The following is an 18,578-nucleotide window of genomic DNA, read 5'->3' on the forward strand; positions in this document are numbered from 1 at the left end:
CAAAAAAATGGCTCTCGCCACCCCAAAAGGGATCTGCGAGAGCTATTTCTTTATTCATTTTTCTGGTTTTGTCCCAGACTCTTTTCTGATTATTTATTAACAGATACTTCAGATAAGCTATCTAAATGCTCAATCTCTGTATCTTTCATTTCAGAAATTCTGGATTGAACTTCTTCCATTGCTTTCGAATCTAATTTATAGAATTTCATGAATAGCAAGGCAATCGATACAGCGATAAACGGTAGTACGGTAAAGATTAACAAGGCAACGAAACGCAAGTCAGCGGTAAGTGGTGTTTGTTGCGTTGGATAGTTTTCACTGAACCCAACGGCTGCCAATACCCATCCAATAACCATTGGCGCAAATGAGGATGCAACGGAATCCGTTAGGGAGAAAATAGTTCCAATTACACCTGCTACGTAGCGGCCTGAACGGCTCGTCTCGTAGTCGGAAACGTCAGCACCCATTGTTAAAACAAGAGAGGATGGTGAACGGGAGAATCCACGAGCGATTGCATAAAGCGCGATAAACGTGATTGCTTTCAAGGTCAAGTTACCAAAATCTACATCTCCTGGTTGAATGTTATACATCAGGAATCCAAGTGCGATAAACGCAACCGCTGCGATTTGTAAGTACAATACATACGCGCCCCGCAACCCTCTTTTACGAGCAAGTGCAGCAGCACCGAATGTAATTAACAAATCAGGAATGATGGTTAGCATTTGGAATTGCCCAGACAATGCGAAGTTACCGAGCAGGATACCGAAAACGATAACCATGGTTACTTGGTCACTCATCAATTGAACAACGAACTTCACGAACGCTGCTGCCATGGATAGCATTTGCAGCGGACGGTTTCCTTTTATAATTGAAGCATAATCTTTTATATAAATTTGTATTGTTGTTTTCATCTGGCAGTTCTGGAATCATAATGAATCACCTCAAGCTGATTTAACCTCATTTGAAGCAAAAAAACAATCAAAACCTATTTAAAGGCTTTGATTGTTTTTCTTATTCCTTAAACCCGAAATCGGGAATTTGATTCCATCTTTCTTTCAAGTGGTGGGCAATCATTTTCGGTTGACGGTCGCGCGTGAAGATTCCTTTTTTGTTTCCATTCACGCGTTTGGTCGCAGGAGCTGTTTCGAAGTCCGCAAAGTTCCATACTTGTTCGCCGACCACTAACTCAAATTCATCAAACACTTTATGATTCATTTCGTAGTAACGTACTTGGTATTCCTCTGTAAAAGATGCTGCTGACAAGGAATGATAGCCGGCAACCGTGTCTGCGCCGTATTCGGTAAAGATAATAGGCTTATCCCGATGACGCTCTTTCCATGCGGCTAGTTCCTTCCGCAAAGCCACTTCCGCTGATTTCCTCTACTCCCTTTCATCATAGGGAAAGTAGGGAATCCTTACAACGACAAAACTTACCTCTTTAGGTGCAAAAACTAGAAATTTTCTCGTTGACGGCGTTCAAGTAGCATAATGAAAATGATTAGGTTAAGATAAAACTAGATCATAATTGAAGCGCTTTTACGATACAAGAAGAGGAGGATTTTATGTCAGAAAAAAGATTGCCTTGGTGGAAAACCGCAGTTGTTTATCAAATTTATCCCCGCAGCTTTTACGATTCTGATGGTGATGGAATCGGAGATTTGAAGGGAATCCTTGAGAAACTGGACCATATTAAAAATTTGGGTGTAGATGTTATTTGGCTTTCCCCTTTCATGGATTCACCACTTGCCGATGTGGGGTACGATGTTCGGGATTACTTCCACGTTCATCCACAATACGGTACCATGGAAGACTTCGACAACTTGGTAACAGCCGTTCATGATCGCGGAATGAAAATAATTATGGACGCACCGCTCAACCATACTTCAGACGAACACAAATGGTTCGTGGAGAGTCGTTCCAGCAAAGAAAGTCCGTATCGCAATTATTATATTTGGCAAGATGGAGAGAATGGAGAACCACCGACGAAGTGGCAATCAAACTTCAAAGGGGCTGCTTGGGAATATGATGAAGAGACCGACCAATATTATTTGCACCTTTTCCAAAAGAAACAGCCGGATTTGAATTGGGACTACCCTTCCGTTCGACAAGAAGCAAAAGACATTTTAACCGTTTGGCTCGACAAAGGAATCGATGGTTGGCGGATGGACATGATTAATTTGATTTCCAAAGACCAAACTTTTCCAGAAAGTGAACCGGTTGAAGGCAGCGATTATACAGATGGGTCTACTGCCTACCGTCATGGTCCTCGGATACATGAATTTTGCAGGAGCTGAACCACGATGTGTTCCAACATTATGATGTGATGACCGTTGGCGAGGCAGAAGCGGTCACACCGGAGGAAGCGATTGAACTGACTCATCCTGAACGCAAAGAACTGCAAATGGTCTTTCCTTTTGACCATGTAGAAGTAGATGACGGGAAAGAGGAAGGGGATTGGCAGAAGCTCGAATTGCCGCCGCTAAAAGAAAGTTTCGTGAAGTGGCATGAGGAATTGAGCAAAAACGGCTGGGTGGCTTGGTTTTGGAACAGCCATGATCAAGCTCGTGTGGTCTCTCGCTATGGAGATGACGGAGAGTACCGGATGAAGTCAGCAAAAATGCTTGCCACCTGCATCGCCTTTATGCGCGGAACGCTCTTTCTTTATCAAGGGGAAGAAATTGGGATGACCAATGCCCCATTTGATTCCTTAGAAGATTATCCTGATGCAACGACCGATGCAAAGTATGAAGAGAAACTGAATCAAGGTTGGTCGGAACAAAAAACAATGGAAGTAGCAAAGATTAAGGCTCGCGACCACGCCAGAACGCCGATGCAATGGGATGACTCCCAGCAAGCGGGCTTCACAACCGGGACACCGTGGATGAAGGTGAATCCGAATTTCCCAACCATCAATGTGATGCGGGACAAGAACCACCCCGAGTCCATTTACCGTTTCTATCAGGACTTGTTGCTTGTTCGGAAAGCTCTGCCGGTCGTGTTTCAAGGCGACTTCCAATTACTGTGGCAAGAAGATGAAAAACTCTTTGCTTATTGCCGCGAAGATTCTTCCCAGAAATTATTTGTTATCTGCAACTTTACAGATCAAGATTATTGGCTGACGGAAAAAGAAATGCCCGTTTCTTTGACAGATGCAACTGTTTTGTTGACAAATCGAATTGCACCAAGGGACAACTTGGAACACTTAGAACCTTTTGAAGCAACCGTTTATCAATGGAAAAAATAATAGGAGTGTGGAAAAATGAAATATCGGAATTTAGGAAACAGTGGACTGCGTGTCAGCGAAATTGCGTTAGGTAGTTGGTTGACGTATGGGAAATCTGTGGAAGATGATACGGCAAGAACGTGTATCCAGACTGCCTATGAAGCAGGGATTAACTTTTTTGATACGGCCAATGTGTACGAAAACGGCAGTGCGGAAGAAGTTCTGGGGAAAGTATTGAAAGATTATGACCGTTCGAGTCTCGTTGTTGCGAGCAAGGTCTTTTTCCCAATGGGGGATGGCCCGAATGACCGCGGCTTGTCGCGCAAGCATATCATGGAACAGTGCGACGCCAGTTTACAGCGTCTAGGGATGGATTATCTGGACTTGTATCAATGCCACCGCTACGATCCTACCGTTCCATTAGAGGAAACATTATGGGCGCTGGACGATCTGCAGCGGCAAGGGAAAATTTTATACGCTGGCGTGAGTGAGTGGCCAGCCGACAAGATCCAAGAAGCGCACCGAATTGCCAAGGAACGGAATTTCCGTCCGCTCATTTCCAACCAACCGGCTTACAACATGATTGAACGCCACATTGAAAAAGAAATATTGGCTGTATCAGTAGCAAATGGAATGGGCCAAGTTGTCTTCTCACCACTTGCGCAAGGAATCCTGACGGGTAAATACAAACCCGGCCAAGGCGTGCCGGAAGATAGCCGTGCTGCTAACAAAGAGATTAGTGGTGGCATGAAAAAATATTTAGAAAATGAACGCTTGTTAGAAGTCGTGCAACAATTAGAAGAATTTGCTCGCCACTTGGATATTAATTTACCACAATTAGCGTTGGCTTGGATTTTGCATCAGCCGGGAGTCAGCTCAGCCATCGTAGGAGCTAGCCGTCCGCAACAAATTGAGGACAATATAAAAGCCGTCGAAGTGGAATTGTCTGATGAAATCTTCCAAGGCATCAACGAAGCCCTGCTTCCTATTTCTAATTTCGGACCACGGAACTAACCTTTTCTTACTAAAAAACCTAGTTGTTGCCTCTCATTGGATGAGGGAACAACTGGGTTTTTATTTTCCGGCTAACAGCGCAATCGTTTGTTTTCGCTTCTCAATGGAATAGGCGTTTGGAATGATCAACAACTCATCTGCCTCGTAGACTGTTTGTAATTCAAGCAACTGTTGTTTCACATCTTCTGCCGTACCGTACATCACTTTTCGCCGCGTTTCTTTCAGAATTTCCTCTTCTTCCTTCGTGTACGTTGTTTCAGCCGCTTTCTCTGGTGTGGGCAAATAATATACGGCACGGTTTCGGCTATGGGTCGCAACATGCCATAACTCAAATGCACGTGCCATCTCTTCTGCATCTTCTTGATTCTCGCCCACCAATACAAAAACCGCTACAGTAACATGTGGTTTTGCTGCCAGTTTGGTTGGCTGAAAGGCAGCTCGGTATGCTTCTACAGCCGCTTTCCCTGCCGCGACATTTCCTCTAATAAAATGCGCATAGACGAATCCAGCACCCACTTGAGCCGCCACTCCCGCATTCCGGTCACTTGCTGCGAGAACATGCAGTTGAGGAACTGTTTCGATAACGGGACGGGCTCGTTTATTTTTGTAGGGATGTCCTTTTGGCAGAGTGTCTGTCAAAAAACCAGCAAATCTTGTATTTGCTTTTGATAATCCGGCTGCTCCGTTTTCCCTTCGTTCAATGCTTGAGCAACCACTCGATCACCGCCCGGAGAGTTTCCAATCCCTGCATCAATACGATTGGGGTATAATGCCTCCAATGTCTTAAAAACTTCTGCCACTTTGTAACTGCTGTAATTCGGCAACATGACCCCACCTGAACCAATCCGAATTCGTGTCGTATGGGAAGCTAAATGTGCCATCAAGATTTCCGGCGTGCTCTTTGCCCAGACCGGCACATTATGATGTTCCGCCACCCAAAAACGGTGATACCCCAATTCATCCGCCAACTGAGCAAGTTCTGTCGTGGCTGCGAACGCCTGGCTTGAAGTCATCCCTTCATCCCGCGCAGCATAATCGAGTATACTTATTTTCACATCCTCACCCCTTTTTGTTTACTATATCATATTCGGTAGCGACAAAATTCATGTTATACTACAAGAAAAGTTGAGAAAGATGTGAGGATCATCAAAAATAAAAATGAACAAACCCATACGATTACAAAGGACATTCAGCTGCTTCCTTTTTTACTAGAACTCTTTCCTAATAAAAGCCGTAATGCTGTAAAGTCTATCCTGACGCGCGGCCAAGTCAGCGTCAATGGTAAAACAATAACGCAACACAACCATCCACTCACTTCAGGTGATGAGGTACAAATCCTGAATAACCAAGCAGCACAGAAGCAAAGTATTTTGAACGGAATTACGATTCTTCATGAAGACGAGGACATCATTGTCATCCATAAAGAGGCAGGTATTTTGTCCATGGCGGCAAAGGATCCGCAAGAACGGACTGCCTACCGCCAATTAAATGACTATGTCAAAGAAGATAACCGCAAGAACCGTATTTTCATCGTTCATCGCCTAGACCGTGATACTTCTGGCGTTATGCTTTTCGCTAAATCAGAAGAAATCAAAGAAGCGTTGCAAGAGAATTGGCACGAAATCGTGAAAGAACGCGTCTATACCGTTGTGGTGGAGGGCGCTTTGAAAAAAGATGAAGGAAGCATTGAATCATGGCTTACAGAGAGCAAATCCACTAAAGTTTACTCCAGTACTTATGATAATGGCGGCAAGCATGCTATTACGCACTACAAGAAGGTTGGCGGGAACCGTCAATACACGTTGCTAGAAGCAAATTTAGAAACAGGAAGAAAAAACCAAATCCGTGTCCATATGGAGGCGTTAGGACATCCTGTTGTGGGCGACCGCAAATACGAAGCGACTACGAATCCGCTGAAGCGATTAGGGCTTCACGCAACAACTCTGGCGTTCACGCATCCCCGTACCGGAACATTGGTGCGTTATAGCGCGCCTGTACCGAAAAGTTTTTATCAGTTAGTGAAATAATATCAGAGAGGAGCAAAACGGCAACCGTTTCGCTCCTCTATTTTTTTACTGTGGCGGTTTCGTTGCGATAAAATTCACTTTAGCAGGGCTATCGCAACGGTAACTGCTCTTGCGTTGTGATAGAACTCAATTTAGCAGCACAATCACCACGATAACTACTCTTTCGTTGCGATAGAACTCAATTCAGCAATGCTATCGCAACGATAATAATTTCCGACAAAAAATCCCGTCCCATTTCAATCATCGGGACGAGATTCTCTTCATTGGATCTATTCACCTAAATAGGTTACCGAAACTTCAGTACTGCTGTCCGCTCAATTTCCAATGCTTGATGATAACCGGTCATGAAATTTCGGAAGCTCTCTACACCCTTTTCGTCAGGATGAATGGTGGTTCCTTTATTCCCAGCGAATACCTCTTGTTCCAGGTAATCTTCTAAGGCTTGTCCAGACTTCTTATTGACTAAGTAAGCTGCCAGTAGAGCCATTCCCCAAGGCCCGCCTTCGCCTGCTGTTTCCATCACCGAAACTGGGGCTTCCATCGCATCAGCCATCATTTGCTGCCCAACTCGTTCCGTTTTGAAAAAACCGCCGTGCCCAAGCAATCGTTCTAGCTCCACTTTTTCTTCCTTCGTTAGGATATCCATCCCAATTTTCAAAGTTGCTAGCGCTGAATAAATATGGGTCCGCATAAAGTTTGCCAAGGTCAAACGACTATCTGGTTTCCGTACGAATAGTGGTCTCCCTTCTTCAAAACCTGTAATCGGTTCGCCAGAAAAGTAGTTGACGTTCATCAATCCACCTAGGTCCGCATCTGCTTCCATTGCTTTCTCGAATAAAGTTGTAAACAATTCATTCCGGTCTACATTAGTCCCCATTGTTTGCAGCAGTTCCGCAAATAAACCTGCCCACGCATTGATGTCCGAAGTAAAATTGTTACAGTGCACCATCGCTACTGGTTTCCCGGTTGGTGTGGTGACCATATCAATTTCCACATGCACCTTTTCCAACTCTTTTTCCAACACGACCATCGCGAAATCTGAAGTCCCAGCTGACACATTCCCTGTTCGCTCGGCAACACTGTTGGTAGCCGTCATACCGGTTCCAGCATCCCCTTCTGGGGGTGCTACTGGAATTCCTGCTTGCAATTTGCCGGTTGGATCAAGTAGTTTGGCACCTTCTACGGTTAAGGTCCCTGCAGCTTCCCCGGCTAATAAAACGGTTGGCAGAATTTCTTCGACTTTCCAAGGGAACTCTACCAGTTCATTGAACTGTTGAATCATTTCAGCGTGAAATGTACCGGTTTGACTGTCAATTGGGAACATCCCCGAAGCCTCGCCGACTCCCATCACTTTCTGTCCTGTTAACTTCCAGTGAACATATCCCGCCAGCGTTGTTAAATAGTCGATTTCCTTCACATGTTCCTCTTGATTCAAAACCGCTTGATATAAGTGAGCAATGCTCCATCGTTGCGGAATATTAAAGGAAAATCGATTTGTTAACGCAACTGCTGCTTGCTCCGTTGAAGTGTTGCGCCAAGTACGGAAAGCCGTCAATTGATTACCCACCTTGTCAAAAGGCAAATAGCCATGCATCATCGCGGAAAATCCGATTGACCCAACGGTAGTCAGCTGGACCTCATATAACCGTTCCACTTCTTCTGCTAAACTACGGTACGCTGCCTGTAACCCTGTCCAGACTTCTTCCATAGAATACGTCCAGTACCCGTCTATTAATTGATTTTCCCAGTCATAAGAACCTGAGGCAAGTGGGGTGTGATCGTCAAAGCCAATCAGTACAGCCTTGATCCGAGTAGATCCCAACTCAATTCCTAATGCCGTTCTCCCTTGTTGAATTTCTATTTTTCTCATGATTCATTCCTACTTTCTTACCATCATAAATGCTGTACCTTCTTCAGTGAGTCCAGTAAACGTAATGGTTTGCTTTTTAGTATGCTCGTCCCATTGAGACAAGAATTGCCCGTTTATCGTTTCCCCATCGATTTTGATGGTGGCCAAACCATCTTCTCCCAAGTCGATTGTCCCTTTGAAGTCACCGCTGATATTTTTGCCGTCAATTACCACTTCTTTTGAAACAATGGCGTCCGGTACAATTGCGGTTTGGTCTTTTATGAGCATAAATTCGCCCTGAATGTCGCCAAGAGCAACCTCTTCTTCTCGTTCACCTGCATAACGCAGTGGCGCAATCATGGGCCAGCCGTCCTCATTGAACAATAATGTATGCACACGTACTTCATGGACTTCGCCCATTCCAGGAAAACGTGTATGGAATAGGATAAAGGATTGTTCTAACTCTTCATCATAGTAAACAGAGTTATGTCCGGGCGATACGTAGCCATATTCTTCTTCCCCATTATCCCAAAGATAATTTCCGATTAACTTCGTCCCATATGATTCAATCGCCAAATCATCAAAGAACGAACCGTCCTCTCCTTTTGCGTCAATCATATCTTGTCCATTTCGGTCTTCATAAGGACCGTCCGGCGTTTTAGAACGTGCCACTCGGATATTGTAAGAACCATTTGCATCCAAGCCGCCAAAAGAAGTAAACAAATAGTAGTACCCTGTTTCCTCTTCATAATAAATATAAGGTGCTTCAATCCTTGAATGGTTTCCGCCCATTAGCTTTGTGCCGTAACTTTCCTCTGTAGGAAGTCCGGTCTCTTTGTCTAACGGCAAGATAAATATTCCACCAGAATAGGAGCCGTATACCATCCACAATTCCCCTTCGTGGTCATAAAAAACATGTGGGTCAATCGCATTTGGATGGATTGTTGCATCATAAGAAGCCCCATCTGGCGCAGTTCCTCGCCCTGAAGTCAAAAGGGTTTGAACCTTTTTATAAGGACCTTCAATCTCATCGGCTACAGCCAATCCCAATGTTGAGAGAGGGCTGGAGCCTTCACACAAACAGTAATACAGATAATACCGGCCGTCTTCTAGTTGAATAATGTCGCTCGCCCATAGCGTATCGGAACGAGCATAGTCAAAGTCTTCCGCTAATTCTTCATATACATCCTCAAAGAGATTCGTTGTCGGTACACTCTGCGAAAGAGGTTCCCACTTCATCAAATCTTCTGTTTTCGCAAATTGGAGATGCGAGCCAATCACATACTTTTCCTCTCCGTCTTGCCATACAGATGGATCATGGACGGAGACATTTTCAAAAGCAGGTTCCTCGATTACTTGCTCTACAGATGTAGTCGTTGTGTCTACGGAACCACAGGCTGTCAATAAAACTGTACAAACCAATAAAAAACTCCTGTTTCGGTTCATTGATGTTTTCACGGCTTACCCCTCACAATCTTCTAACCATACCCGCATTTCCCCGGGCTCCCGATTGGCCCAACAATAATAAGGAATCAATCGCAGAGTCGCTGGTTCAAATGCGGGCGCTTGATGGAGTTGATACAAGGCAATTTGAGTTTTCCTTCGTTTCTCTGCTGGTACAACCAAGCTCGTCACCGTTCCAAACGCAGGATCCGTTAGCGGTTCTACTTGAGCCTCTCCCGTTACTCGGAAGAGATGCAAGTCTTTCCCATTATCCGCTTCCTCCGCTGTATAAATAAAAGGTCCTCTTTGGAAAGCAACCTTCCCATAGGAGCTCTTCACATTTGGATGGGCTTGCCACTTCAAGATTGGGATCTGATAGCTGCATTCGATGACAACTTCAGCGGAAACCGCATTCAATTCTAGATACCCTTCTGTTATTTCTCTTTCGATTTCCTGGCCATTCACCTTCACCACTACATCCTCTAGCCAGTAAGGAATGCGCAAAAAGATTCGGCGCTTTGAATTGTGAATGATAAAGGTAGAAACTTGTGCGTTCCAATCATGTTTCTGAGTCATCTTCATTTCTTTGGAAGAATAGTTACTGTCAACCCACTGGTTTATATAAAGGATATTTTGTTCTTCATTTTCTTGGTAGAGATAACGATGAAGCGCTGGAATCGTCCGCGCAAGATTTGGCGGACAACAAGCACACCCAAACCAGGAAGGTCGCGTCGCTTTGACATGACTTTTATCTGGATTTTTTTGACTTGCTTCTGGGTCCACTTCTAACGGATTCACATAGAAGAAGTGCTTCCCGTCCAAACTCATGCCACTGATCATGCTGTTATAGAGAATGCGCTCCATGACCTCTGCATAAGCCACTTTATTTTCGTTCTGTTGCAGTTCGTGAGTGAAATTGAGCAGACCAATCGCTGCGCACGTTTCACAATACATCAAATCAGTAGGCAAATCATAATCAAACGTGAAGGCTTCTCCCCGAACTGTTGAGCCAATCCCGCCCGTTACATACATACGTTTCTCCACAATATTATGCCAAAGCGCTTCCGCCGCTGCCAAAAGCTTCTCGTCTCCTACGTGCCGCGCTGTCCCAGCCATTGCTTGGGCCATATAAACGAGCCGTACAGCATGGCCTTGTGCTTCTGTCTGTTCGTAAACAGGTTTATGGGCTTGATGATAGACCAGATTAATAATCGGAGCAGGTCCTGTTTCCAGTCCTCTGGCTTGATTTTCTTTCCATTGTTTCTCGTAAAAATCTGGATCCTGCCCACGTATTTGTAGAAAATAATGACTCAACGAAAGATATCGTTCGTCCCCTGTGTATTCGTACCAATGGACCAAGGCTAATTCAATTTCTTGATGACCGTCTGCTCCATTTATTTTCCCTTCTTCTGGTCCAAACGAACTTTCAATACAAGTAACAAAACGTTCTGCTACATCCAACAACCGGTGAGATCCAGTTGCTTTCGCATAAGCAACGGCTGCTTCAATTAAATGACCCGCGCAGTATAACTCATGACTTTGAAACAAGCGCCGAAATTTTAATTCGGGTGCCTCAATTTGATAGAATGTGCTGAGATACCCATCCTCATCTTGAGCAGCTTCGATTAAATCTACACATTGATCCATCATGAGGAGCAAGCGCCCATCCGGTTTCAGATGATAACTGTTGGCCGCAGCTTCGATCCATTTATAGAGATCACTATCTTGGAATAACCATCCATAATGGTTTCCATCCTTTTGTCCGGCCGCAATTTTGAAATTTTCAATAACATGACTTTTTTCTGTTGGAATATTCACATCTTCCCGTTCGCTTTCAATCGTTATTGAAGCACGGTCATGTAAAATATCCCACTGAAAGGGAAGCATAACATCTTTTACAACCTGAAAATACTTCGTCCAAAAAGGGTCTGTAACGCGAATCGAAAGAGGTCTTGTACCTAGTTGTTTCATGCAGTCAACGTTCCTTTCTCGCTAATAGAAGGGCAAAGTAGATTCCTTCGCCCTTCTCATTCTTATTATTGAATTACTACATATTCCAAGTTCACCATTTTTGCCCAATCAACGATTTGGTCTACTGTTAGAGCAAGAGACAACACTGTGTGGTGCCCACCGCCTGCTTCAATCCAAGCTTTTACGCCGTCGTAGAAGTTTGGTTTTGGTTCCCAAATGACACGCGCAACTGGAAGTGCCGGTGCTGGTACATCTGGCGTTACTGCTGTGACTGCATTAATGAGAAGACGATAGTGTGTACCCAAATCCAACATGGACACAACAACCGCTTCACCAGCTACACCGTCAAAAACAAAACGTGCAGGATCTTCCCGGTCACCAATTCCTAGAGGTTGTACCACAACTTTTGGCTTGTTAGCTGCTAAGGTAGGGTCAACTTCTAGCATGTGAGAACCTAGGATCACTTCTTTTCCTTCTACTAAATGATATGTGTAATCTTCCATGAATCCGGTGCGGTCATTTTCAGCCATCACTTTCATTAACCGATCAAGTGCTGCTGTCTTCCAATCGCCTTCGCCCGCAAAACCGTATCCTTCTGCGTTCAAACGTTGAACAGCCAAACCTGGAAGTTGCTTCATTCCATGTAAGTCTTCAAAATTCGTAGTGAACGCATTATAGTTGCCCCGCTCTAAGAAACGACGGAGGCCAATTTCAATTTTCAATTGCTCTTCCACATGCTCTTGGAAATAGATTGGGTCATGGTCGCCAACTTCTAAATCGGCTGCTTGTTGTAAGTCTTCATAAGCTGCGGCAATTTCCTCATCGGTGACTTGATTGATGTCAGCAACGAGATCACCGATACCAAAGTAGTCGACTGTCCAGCCAAACTGGATAGCAGCTTCCACCTTGTCCCCTTCTGTTACCGCAACATTGCGCATATTGTCGCCAAAGCGGGCTACACGAATGTTTTGGCTCTCTACATAGCCAATCGCACTCGCCATCCATTCTGCTACTTCCGTTTGGACACGCTCACTTTGCCAATGACCGACAACTACTTTATTGTTCATTTTCAAACGTGCGGTAATAAAGCCATGCTCACGGTCGCCGTGTGCACTTTGATGGGTGTTCATATAATCCATATCAATCGTATCCCAAGGAATTTCACGATTAAATTGGGTTGCCAAATGGAGCAATGGTTTTTGAAGCAGCTTCAAACCAGGAATCCACATTTTTGAAGGAGAGAATGTATGCATCCAGGTAATCACGCCAGCTACATCATCTCGGTAGTTCGCTTCTTTCATCATTGCTTTAATTTCATCTGCTGTTTTTACTACTGCCTTGAATTGTAACGGATAGGAGAATTTGCCTGAATCATTCAACCCTTTTACAATAGCTTCAGAGTCTTGTTGGACCACTTTCAGCACATCTTCTCCGTACAAGTCTTGACTGCCGGTAACAAACCAAAATTCTTTTTTCCCTGTTATTAACATTTAGTGACTCTCCTTTTTCTGACCATAATAGGCATTCTTGCCGTGCTTACGTAAATAATGCTTATCCAACAAAGCTTGATCCATCGTAATTCCGTGCGGATTTAGTTGCAGTGTGTGATAAGTCATCTCTGCTACCTGTTCTAAAACAACCGCATTATGAACCGCGTTCTTAGCTGATGTTCCCCAAGTGAAAGGACCGTGATCATTCACCAAAACTCCTGGAACTTGCTCCGGCTGGATGGATCTCTCAGCGAATGTTTCGATGATGACTGTGCCTGTATTTTTCTCATAATCCTGTTCGATTTCTGCTTGAGTCATTGCTCGAGTCACTGGGATACTTCCATAGAAGTAATCACCTTGTGTCGTACCGGCAGCCGGAATATCTAAACCTGCCTGGGCAAAAGATACCGCCCATGGAGAATGCGTGTGAACAACCCCCTTAATAGTAGGAAATGCCTTGTATAGCTCCACATGGGTAGCCGTATCACTGGATGGATTCAAGTTTCCTTCCACAACAGTTCCTTCTAAATCAACGACAACCATATCTTCGGGCTTCAACACATCGTATTCAACACCACTTGGTTTTATAACAACGAGGCCTTGTTCTCGGTCAATCCCACTGACGTTCCCCCATGTGAAAGTAATCAGATTATATTTTGGCAATAACATATTTGCTTCGTATACTTCTTGTTTTAATTGTTCGAGCATCATACTCCTCCTCTCATTAGTAGCAAAAGCAACCGTTTACAACTCTATTTTAGTTTTTTGGTACGTACGTGTCAATAACAATCATTATAATGGTACGGATATTTAACAAAAAGCTTCTCTATTTTGATAGAGAAGCTTTTGAAGTGTCTTGAATGAGAAGTTCTGGTTCATAGAAGATTGATTGTATTTTTCCTGCTGGAGATTGGATGGCCGTTAACAACAGCTGCGCTGCGTCTCTGCCCATCTGTTCTTTTGGATGACGGACAGAAGTTAGTGCTTTTCCGTTTCCATTCAACCGAAGACCTGATGCATCATGGCTGACTAAAGCTAGCTCCGTTGGAATCGATAAGCCAACTTCTCTCGCTGCCTCTTCAACGAATAAAGCAATTTGATCATTGTAAGCTACGATAGCAGTGGGCCTTTTGGGTTGCCTTAATAATGCTACAATCTCCTCGGTCAATGTATCCTGCGTCTCTGTTTCATACGTGAGGATATGTTGATGAGTGAGCGGCAAATCTTCTTTCTCCATTGTCTGGATGAACCCTTTTAAGCGGCTGCGCCCTTGAGCATCATCTGCCTTCGTAATAACCGCAATTCTCCTGTGCCCCTGATCAATCAGATGCTGTGTCGCAAGTTCTGCGGCTTTGACATCATCCATCGCTACAACTGGCGCTTCCATCTCTGGATAGGAAGAATGCAGATAGACAAACGGAATGCCTTCACGCTTGAATTGTAAATAGTAGGATAAATTCGGATTCAAATAGCTGCTTCTCGTTGGTTCGACAATAAAGCCATCCACTTTATGCTGCAGCATCATTTCCAAGCTTTTTTGTTCATGGATTGGATTATTTTGAGTGCTGGCCAGTAACAAAGAATAGCCTTTTTCTCTTAATTCCTCTTCAATGCCGCGAATAATGCTTGGAAAAATGTAATCCGAAAGGTATGTAGTAATCACGCCGATGGTTTTATTTGTCTGAGGCTGTGCTTTTTGGACAGACTCTCTGACAAACGTTCCCGATCCTTGCACTTTCTCAAGCACTCCCTCATTAACTAAAGAAGCAATCGCTTGGCGAATGGTGTGGCGGCTCACTGAATAAGTTTCCATCAACTGAGATTCTGCGGGAATTTTTTCACCAATTTGGTATTCACCCGTTTCAATCCGCTGTTGAATTTCCTCTTTCACCATTTGATGTTTGGTTCGCTTGCCCATCCGTTCTTCACCCCTGCCTTTTTAGGCCATTATAGCACAATTGGTACTTTTCGGGTATAGAAAAACAAATAGTCATCCGTACCATTTCACCATTTTCCGACTGGGCAAACTTTCCCGTTCAGACTCGCTCTGAACCCGACATAGCAGCCACATTTTGAACAAGTATGCTGTGCCCGAAAAGGACAGGTAGCGCAGATGGAAAGCCTTGAATCTCGTAATTCAGGAGACGCCAGATCGATTTCCATGGAGAGTTGCTCTTCAATTTCTTCCTGTATTTTTTCATCCGTTAATTGAAGCAACTCATTCCTTCGTTCACACCCCTTGCAACTCACCGATTATTTCCCCTCAATATATACGGAAACAACACTCTTTGGCGGAAGCGTAACGAATATTTTACCATCCATTACTTTCACGCCATCAAAGGCTTGTTTCACTATTTGTTCTGGATTCTCAAAGTTATTGTGTGCATCCATTGTTTCACCAATCAATGCTTCTCCCCAAACCGTTCCAACTACACAGTCAAGATCAAGTTCAACTTCATCTGCTTCTGTTAAGTGATAGTTACAGAATGATGCAGTAACCATTTGATCTTGCTTCGATACGGTGTAACTAGTTGTTTCTTTTGTTTCTCCAATTGCATCCAATCGTGTAGCATCCATATGATTTTTGTACAAATCAAATACATAGTAGGTTGGTGTTTTAATCATTTTTTCGCCTTCCGTTAAAATCATGGACTGCAAGACGTTGACCATTTGAGCGATGTTCGCCATTTGCACACGTCCAGCATGCTTATGGAAAATATTTAAGGTTAAACTAGCAACCATGGCATCACGAATGGTATTTTGTTGGTATAAGAACCCAGGATTCGTTCCAGGTTCAACAGCTAACCAAGAGCCCCACTCGTCGACAATCAAACCAACTCGTTCTTCTGGGTCATAGAGATCCATAATCGTGCTATGTTTTGTAATCAGTTCATCCATTTTATTTGCACTCTTGATTAAAGAGAACCATTCTTCCTCTGGAAAATCTGTTGCCGGCCCTTTGTTTTCCCAATTAGAAGTAAGTGAATAATGATGCAGACTAATTCCATCCATAAACTGATGAGCGTTTTTCATGACAACATCCATCCAGTTATAATCGTCAATATTCGGTCCGCAGGCAATCTTGTAAATACGGTCGGAAGTATAATTGCGTACATAGGTCTGGTAGCGACGGTATAGATCTGCGTAATATTCCGGACGCATATTCCCGCCACAGCCCCAACTTTCATTCCCGACACCGAAGAACTTCACGTTCCAAGGCTCTTCTCGGCCATTTTCCCGGCGCCAGTTTGCCATAGGTGATTCGCCAGGCATGGTCATGTATTCCACCCATTCCTGCATCTCTTGAACCGTACCGCTCCCTACGTTTCCGTTGATGTAGGCTTCTGCTCCAACTTGTTCACATAGCTCAAAAAACTCATGTGTACCAAAATAGTTTGTTTCTGTCACACCGCCCCAGTGAGTATTGACGATGGTTTTGCGGTTCTCTAATGGACCTACTCCATCTTTCCAATGATACTCATCCGCAAAACACCCTCCCGGCCAACGAATTACTGGAACTTTAATTGCTCGTAGCGCTTCCACTACGTCTTGACGAATCCCATTTTTATTAGGGATATCTGAATCTGGCCCTACCCATACACCTTCATAAATACAGCGGCCCAGATGCTCCGCAAATTGTCCATAAATATATTTACTAATTTTTCCGGTTTCTCTTGCAGTATTGATTTTAATTTTATTCAATTCATACACCAACCTTTATAATTTTATATTTCTCCGGGGATTCCAAAGACAGGAAACCCTTGTTCGTCCCATGAGAAAACTTGTGCATGGGCATGCCGATCCCAAACCTCCAGCGGATCTCCCGCCAATACTTTTTGTGGTCTCGCATGGTAAATTAAAACGTCTTCATTACCATCTTCACTAACCGTAAAACTATTATGCCCTGGCCCGTATAGCTGATTCTCTTCCGAGCTGACGAAAACGGGCTTGACGCTCTTGTTCCAACTATAGCCATCCATCAAGTCAGCATCTGCGTCGGCCCATAATAGTCCCATACAATAGTTTTCATCCGTTGCGCTTGCTGAGTAGGTGATGAACACTTTATTGTTACGGATAATGACTGCTGGTCCCTCATTCACCAAGAAACCTACCTTTTCCCAATCATAACTAGGAATAGAGAGTAAAATCTGATTGCCGGTAAGCGTCCAAGGATTCTGCATTTCCGATAAGTAAAGATTGGAGTTTCCAGGGATAGCTGGGTCTTTTTGTGCCCAAACATAGTATAGCTTATTTTGCCATTCAAAAACGGTAGCATCTAAACTAAAACTTTCAAAAGCTGTCTTCACTTGACCTTTTTCAACCCATGTACCTGTTAGAGGGTTCTCATCCCGGCACTCCAATACATACATACGGTGTTGGAATGTTCCATTATCCACTTCTGAGCTGCCCGCAGCCGCAAAGTAAATGTACCAACTGCCCTGCACAAAATGAATTTCCGGAGCCCAAATAAGTCGGCTCATGATTCCACCTTGATGCGCTCGCCATACCGTGGCTTGCTCTCCCTCCCTTAATTCATTCAAAGTTTTGGCTCTTCTCACCTCAATCTCCTGATATCCAGGAACTGACCCGGTAAAATAATAATAGCCATCCGTATGCTTATAGACCCATGGATCCGCTCGCTCCAGAACGATGGGGTTATTATAGGTAATCGTATTTAGCATAATAATCATTCCTTGTCTGTGATTTACATAATGATTTGTTTTTTATATAACTCTAATGAAGAAACTTTATGCACTAGAAAAGCACCAGCAGCTGTAAAAAAGAGAAAGAAACCTGCTGGAAACACCTGCGTTAGTATAAACAAAATAATAAAGATCAATAAGTGAAGCAAAGTGGCTTTGGGCAATAGAAAGGGAACCATAATAAGAAGTTTAATTTTCTCCTTCCAGCTTCCGTTTTCAATACTAACAATCGGTGTAAGAAAAATCAGCGTTTCAAGCAAGTAAAGACCCATCAGTATAGTTGGCACGGTTAGAAATGCTTGAAGGATCGGTTGCTGTTGTAGGATGTACCAGTCTATATACCACACTCCCGCTAGAGAATAGTAAAAAAGACCAATTCCATTGGCTTTCAGAAATCCTTTGAAATAATAGGAACTGAATTTTTTAATGATAGGAAAAATCGAGTTCTGACTCTCAAAAAACTCTTCATCGTAAAAAATTCGTAGCAATGCATAGCTAGCCGGAAAAAGGCCTAATACGCCAAAACCAATGACTACTCCTAGTAACCATATCCCGTTCAGAATCATGCAATACATTACAATTTCCAACCATCTCATCGCTGTTGAAGACCAGTTCATCATCCCACCTCTTTCTCTTTAACCCTTCACACCACTCAATGCTACTGATTCAATAATTTGTTTTTGGAAAATAATAAATCCTGAATTATTCATACTCCTAAAATTTTCTTGAAAAAATGTTTTTTCAACGATGAAGCATTCCAGTTTTCGGAATTGCCATTAGTTTTTCTAAATGCGCAAGCTGATTTGGCTTCACATTAGGAAAATTGGCGTATGAACCCTATTTTTGGGCGCACGAACC

At 43.6% G+C, this 18,578-nt stretch carries 17 protein-coding genes and 1 pseudogene; 4 read left to right on the plus strand and 14 right to left on the minus strand.

Annotated elements, in window-relative coordinates; all coding sequences use genetic code 11:
- Positions 1 to 89: 89 nt before the first annotated feature.
- A complete protein-coding gene (locus tag PVE40_RS10075; RefSeq protein WP_274731797.1) occupies positions 90 to 911 on the minus strand; it encodes an MFS transporter in 822 nt (273 codons plus the stop codon).
- 100 nt (positions 912 to 1,011) lie between these two features.
- Positions 1,012 to 1,365, minus strand: coding sequence for a glycoside hydrolase family 2 TIM barrel-domain containing protein (locus tag PVE40_RS10080; protein WP_274731798.1), 354 nt, complete (start codon positions 1,363 to 1,365; stop codon positions 1,012 to 1,014).
- A gap of 197 nt (positions 1,366 to 1,562) precedes the next feature.
- Between PVE40_RS10080 and PVE40_RS10085 the strand changes: the two are divergent.
- The 3 genes and pseudogenes from PVE40_RS10085 to PVE40_RS10095 all read left to right on the plus strand — a co-directional run.
- Positions 1,563 to 2,944, plus strand: a pseudogene (locus PVE40_RS10085) (alpha-glucosidase); the annotation flags it as partial.
- Positions 2,918 to 3,244 carry an alpha amylase C-terminal domain-containing protein gene (locus tag PVE40_RS10090; protein ID WP_274731813.1) on the plus strand — a complete coding sequence of 109 codons (327 nt, stop codon included), beginning with the start codon at positions 2,918 to 2,920 and terminating at the stop codon, positions 3,242 to 3,244. The pseudogene PVE40_RS10085 and the gene PVE40_RS10090, both read left to right, overlap by 27 nt.
- Positions 3,245 to 3,259: 15 nt before the next feature.
- Entirely contained in the window at positions 3,260 to 4,237 is a 978-nt protein-coding gene (locus PVE40_RS10095) for an aldo/keto reductase family protein (RefSeq protein ID WP_274731799.1), read from the plus strand.
- Between the two features lie 60 nt (positions 4,238 to 4,297).
- On the opposite strand, the gene PVE40_RS10100 is transcribed toward PVE40_RS10095, so the two are convergent.
- Both PVE40_RS10100 and PVE40_RS10105 read right to left on the minus strand, forming a co-directional pair.
- Positions 4,298 to 4,876: an LLM class flavin-dependent oxidoreductase gene (locus PVE40_RS10100; protein ID WP_274731800.1), complete on the minus strand. Its 579-nt coding sequence runs from the start codon at positions 4,874 to 4,876 to the stop codon at positions 4,298 to 4,300.
- Positions 4,873 to 5,292: an MsnO8 family LLM class oxidoreductase gene (locus tag PVE40_RS10105; RefSeq protein WP_274731801.1), complete on the minus strand. Its 420-nt coding sequence runs from the start codon at positions 5,290 to 5,292 to the stop codon at positions 4,873 to 4,875. Before PVE40_RS10105 ends, PVE40_RS10100 begins: the two co-directional genes overlap by 4 nt.
- Before the next feature lie 81 nt (positions 5,293 to 5,373).
- Here PVE40_RS10105 and PVE40_RS10110 point away from each other — a divergent pair, with 81 nt between their 5' ends.
- Positions 5,374 to 6,264 carry an RluA family pseudouridine synthase gene (locus tag PVE40_RS10110; RefSeq protein WP_274731802.1) on the plus strand — a complete coding sequence of 297 codons (891 nt, stop codon included), beginning with the start codon at positions 5,374 to 5,376 and terminating at the stop codon, positions 6,262 to 6,264.
- A 286-nt stretch (positions 6,265 to 6,550) separates the two neighbouring features.
- On the opposite strand, the gene PVE40_RS10115 is transcribed toward PVE40_RS10110, so the two are convergent.
- From PVE40_RS10115 to PVE40_RS10160, 10 genes are all read right to left on the minus strand, one after another.
- Positions 6,551 to 8,134 (minus strand): xylulokinase, encoded by a 1,584-nt coding sequence (locus PVE40_RS10115; protein ID WP_274731803.1) that lies wholly within the window; start codon positions 8,132 to 8,134, stop codon positions 6,551 to 6,553.
- Between the two features lie 9 nt (positions 8,135 to 8,143).
- Complete coding sequence (locus PVE40_RS10120; RefSeq protein WP_274731804.1) at positions 8,144 to 9,535, minus strand: glycoside hydrolase family 43 protein; 1,392 nt, start codon at positions 9,533 to 9,535, stop codon at positions 8,144 to 8,146.
- 39 nt (positions 9,536 to 9,574) lie between these two features.
- Positions 9,575 to 11,527 (minus strand): glycoside hydrolase family 127 protein, encoded by a 1,953-nt coding sequence (locus PVE40_RS10125; RefSeq protein WP_274731805.1) that lies wholly within the window; start codon positions 11,525 to 11,527, stop codon positions 9,575 to 9,577.
- Between the two features lie 65 nt (positions 11,528 to 11,592).
- A complete protein-coding gene (gene araA / locus PVE40_RS10130) occupies positions 11,593 to 13,017 on the minus strand; it encodes an L-arabinose isomerase (RefSeq protein WP_274731806.1) in 1,425 nt (474 codons plus the stop codon).
- On the minus strand, positions 13,018 to 13,725 hold the full coding sequence (locus PVE40_RS10135) for an L-ribulose-5-phosphate 4-epimerase (RefSeq protein WP_274731807.1): 708 nt from the start codon (positions 13,723 to 13,725) through the stop codon (positions 13,018 to 13,020).
- 118 nt (positions 13,726 to 13,843) lie between these two features.
- Positions 13,844 to 14,935 (minus strand): GntR family transcriptional regulator, encoded by a 1,092-nt coding sequence (locus PVE40_RS10140; protein ID WP_274731808.1) that lies wholly within the window; start codon positions 14,933 to 14,935, stop codon positions 13,844 to 13,846.
- A gap of 86 nt (positions 14,936 to 15,021) precedes the next feature.
- Positions 15,022 to 15,180: a DUF6171 family protein gene (locus PVE40_RS13000; protein WP_476702887.1), complete on the minus strand. Its 159-nt coding sequence runs from the start codon at positions 15,178 to 15,180 to the stop codon at positions 15,022 to 15,024.
- 90 nt (positions 15,181 to 15,270) lie between these two features.
- Complete coding sequence (locus tag PVE40_RS10150; RefSeq protein ID WP_274731814.1) at positions 15,271 to 16,710, minus strand: alpha-N-arabinofuranosidase; 1,440 nt, start codon at positions 16,708 to 16,710, stop codon at positions 15,271 to 15,273.
- Positions 16,711 to 16,742: 32 nt separating this feature from the next.
- On the minus strand, positions 16,743 to 17,699 hold the full coding sequence (locus tag PVE40_RS10155; RefSeq protein ID WP_274731811.1) for a glycoside hydrolase family 43 protein: 957 nt from the start codon (positions 17,697 to 17,699) through the stop codon (positions 16,743 to 16,745).
- 23 nt (positions 17,700 to 17,722) lie between these two features.
- A complete protein-coding gene (locus PVE40_RS10160; protein ID WP_274731812.1) occupies positions 17,723 to 18,337 on the minus strand; it encodes a DUF624 domain-containing protein in 615 nt (204 codons plus the stop codon).
- Between the last annotated feature and the right edge of the window lie 241 nt (positions 18,338 to 18,578).

It is taken from the genome of Jeotgalibaca caeni (assembly GCF_028863945.1).
In the GTDB taxonomy this organism is placed as follows: domain Bacteria; phylum Bacillota; class Bacilli; order Lactobacillales; family Aerococcaceae; genus Jeotgalibaca; species Jeotgalibaca caeni.

Coding starts and splice junctions, on each gene's coding strand:
- PVE40_RS10075 (WP_274731797.1), bottom strand. CDS start 911: ATGAAAACAACAATACAAATTTATATAAAAGATTATGCTTCAATTATA.
- PVE40_RS10125 (WP_274731805.1), bottom strand. CDS start 11,527: ATGAAACAACTAGGTACAAGACCTCTTTCGATTCGCGTTACAGACCCT.
- PVE40_RS13000 (WP_476702887.1), bottom strand. CDS start 15,180: ATGGAAATCGATCTGGCGTCTCCTGAATTACGAGATTCAAGGCTTTCC.
- PVE40_RS10090 (WP_274731813.1), top strand. CDS start 2,918: ATGCGGGACAAGAACCACCCCGAGTCCATTTACCGTTTCTATCAGGAC.
- PVE40_RS10140 (WP_274731808.1), bottom strand. CDS start 14,935: ATGGGCAAGCGAACCAAACATCAAATGGTGAAAGAGGAAATTCAACAG.
- PVE40_RS10135 (WP_274731807.1), bottom strand. CDS start 13,725: ATGCTCGAACAATTAAAACAAGAAGTATACGAAGCAAATATGTTATTG.
- PVE40_RS10115 (WP_274731803.1), bottom strand. CDS start 8,134: ATGAGAAAAATAGAAATTCAACAAGGGAGAACGGCATTAGGAATTGAG.
- PVE40_RS10160 (WP_274731812.1), bottom strand. CDS start 18,337: ATGAACTGGTCTTCAACAGCGATGAGATGGTTGGAAATTGTAATGTAT.
- PVE40_RS10155 (WP_274731811.1), bottom strand. CDS start 17,699: ATGCTAAATACGATTACCTATAATAACCCCATCGTTCTGGAGCGAGCG.
- PVE40_RS10095 (WP_274731799.1), top strand. CDS start 3,260: ATGAAATATCGGAATTTAGGAAACAGTGGACTGCGTGTCAGCGAAATT.
- araA (WP_274731806.1), bottom strand. CDS start 13,017: ATGTTAATAACAGGGAAAAAAGAATTTTGGTTTGTTACCGGCAGTCAA.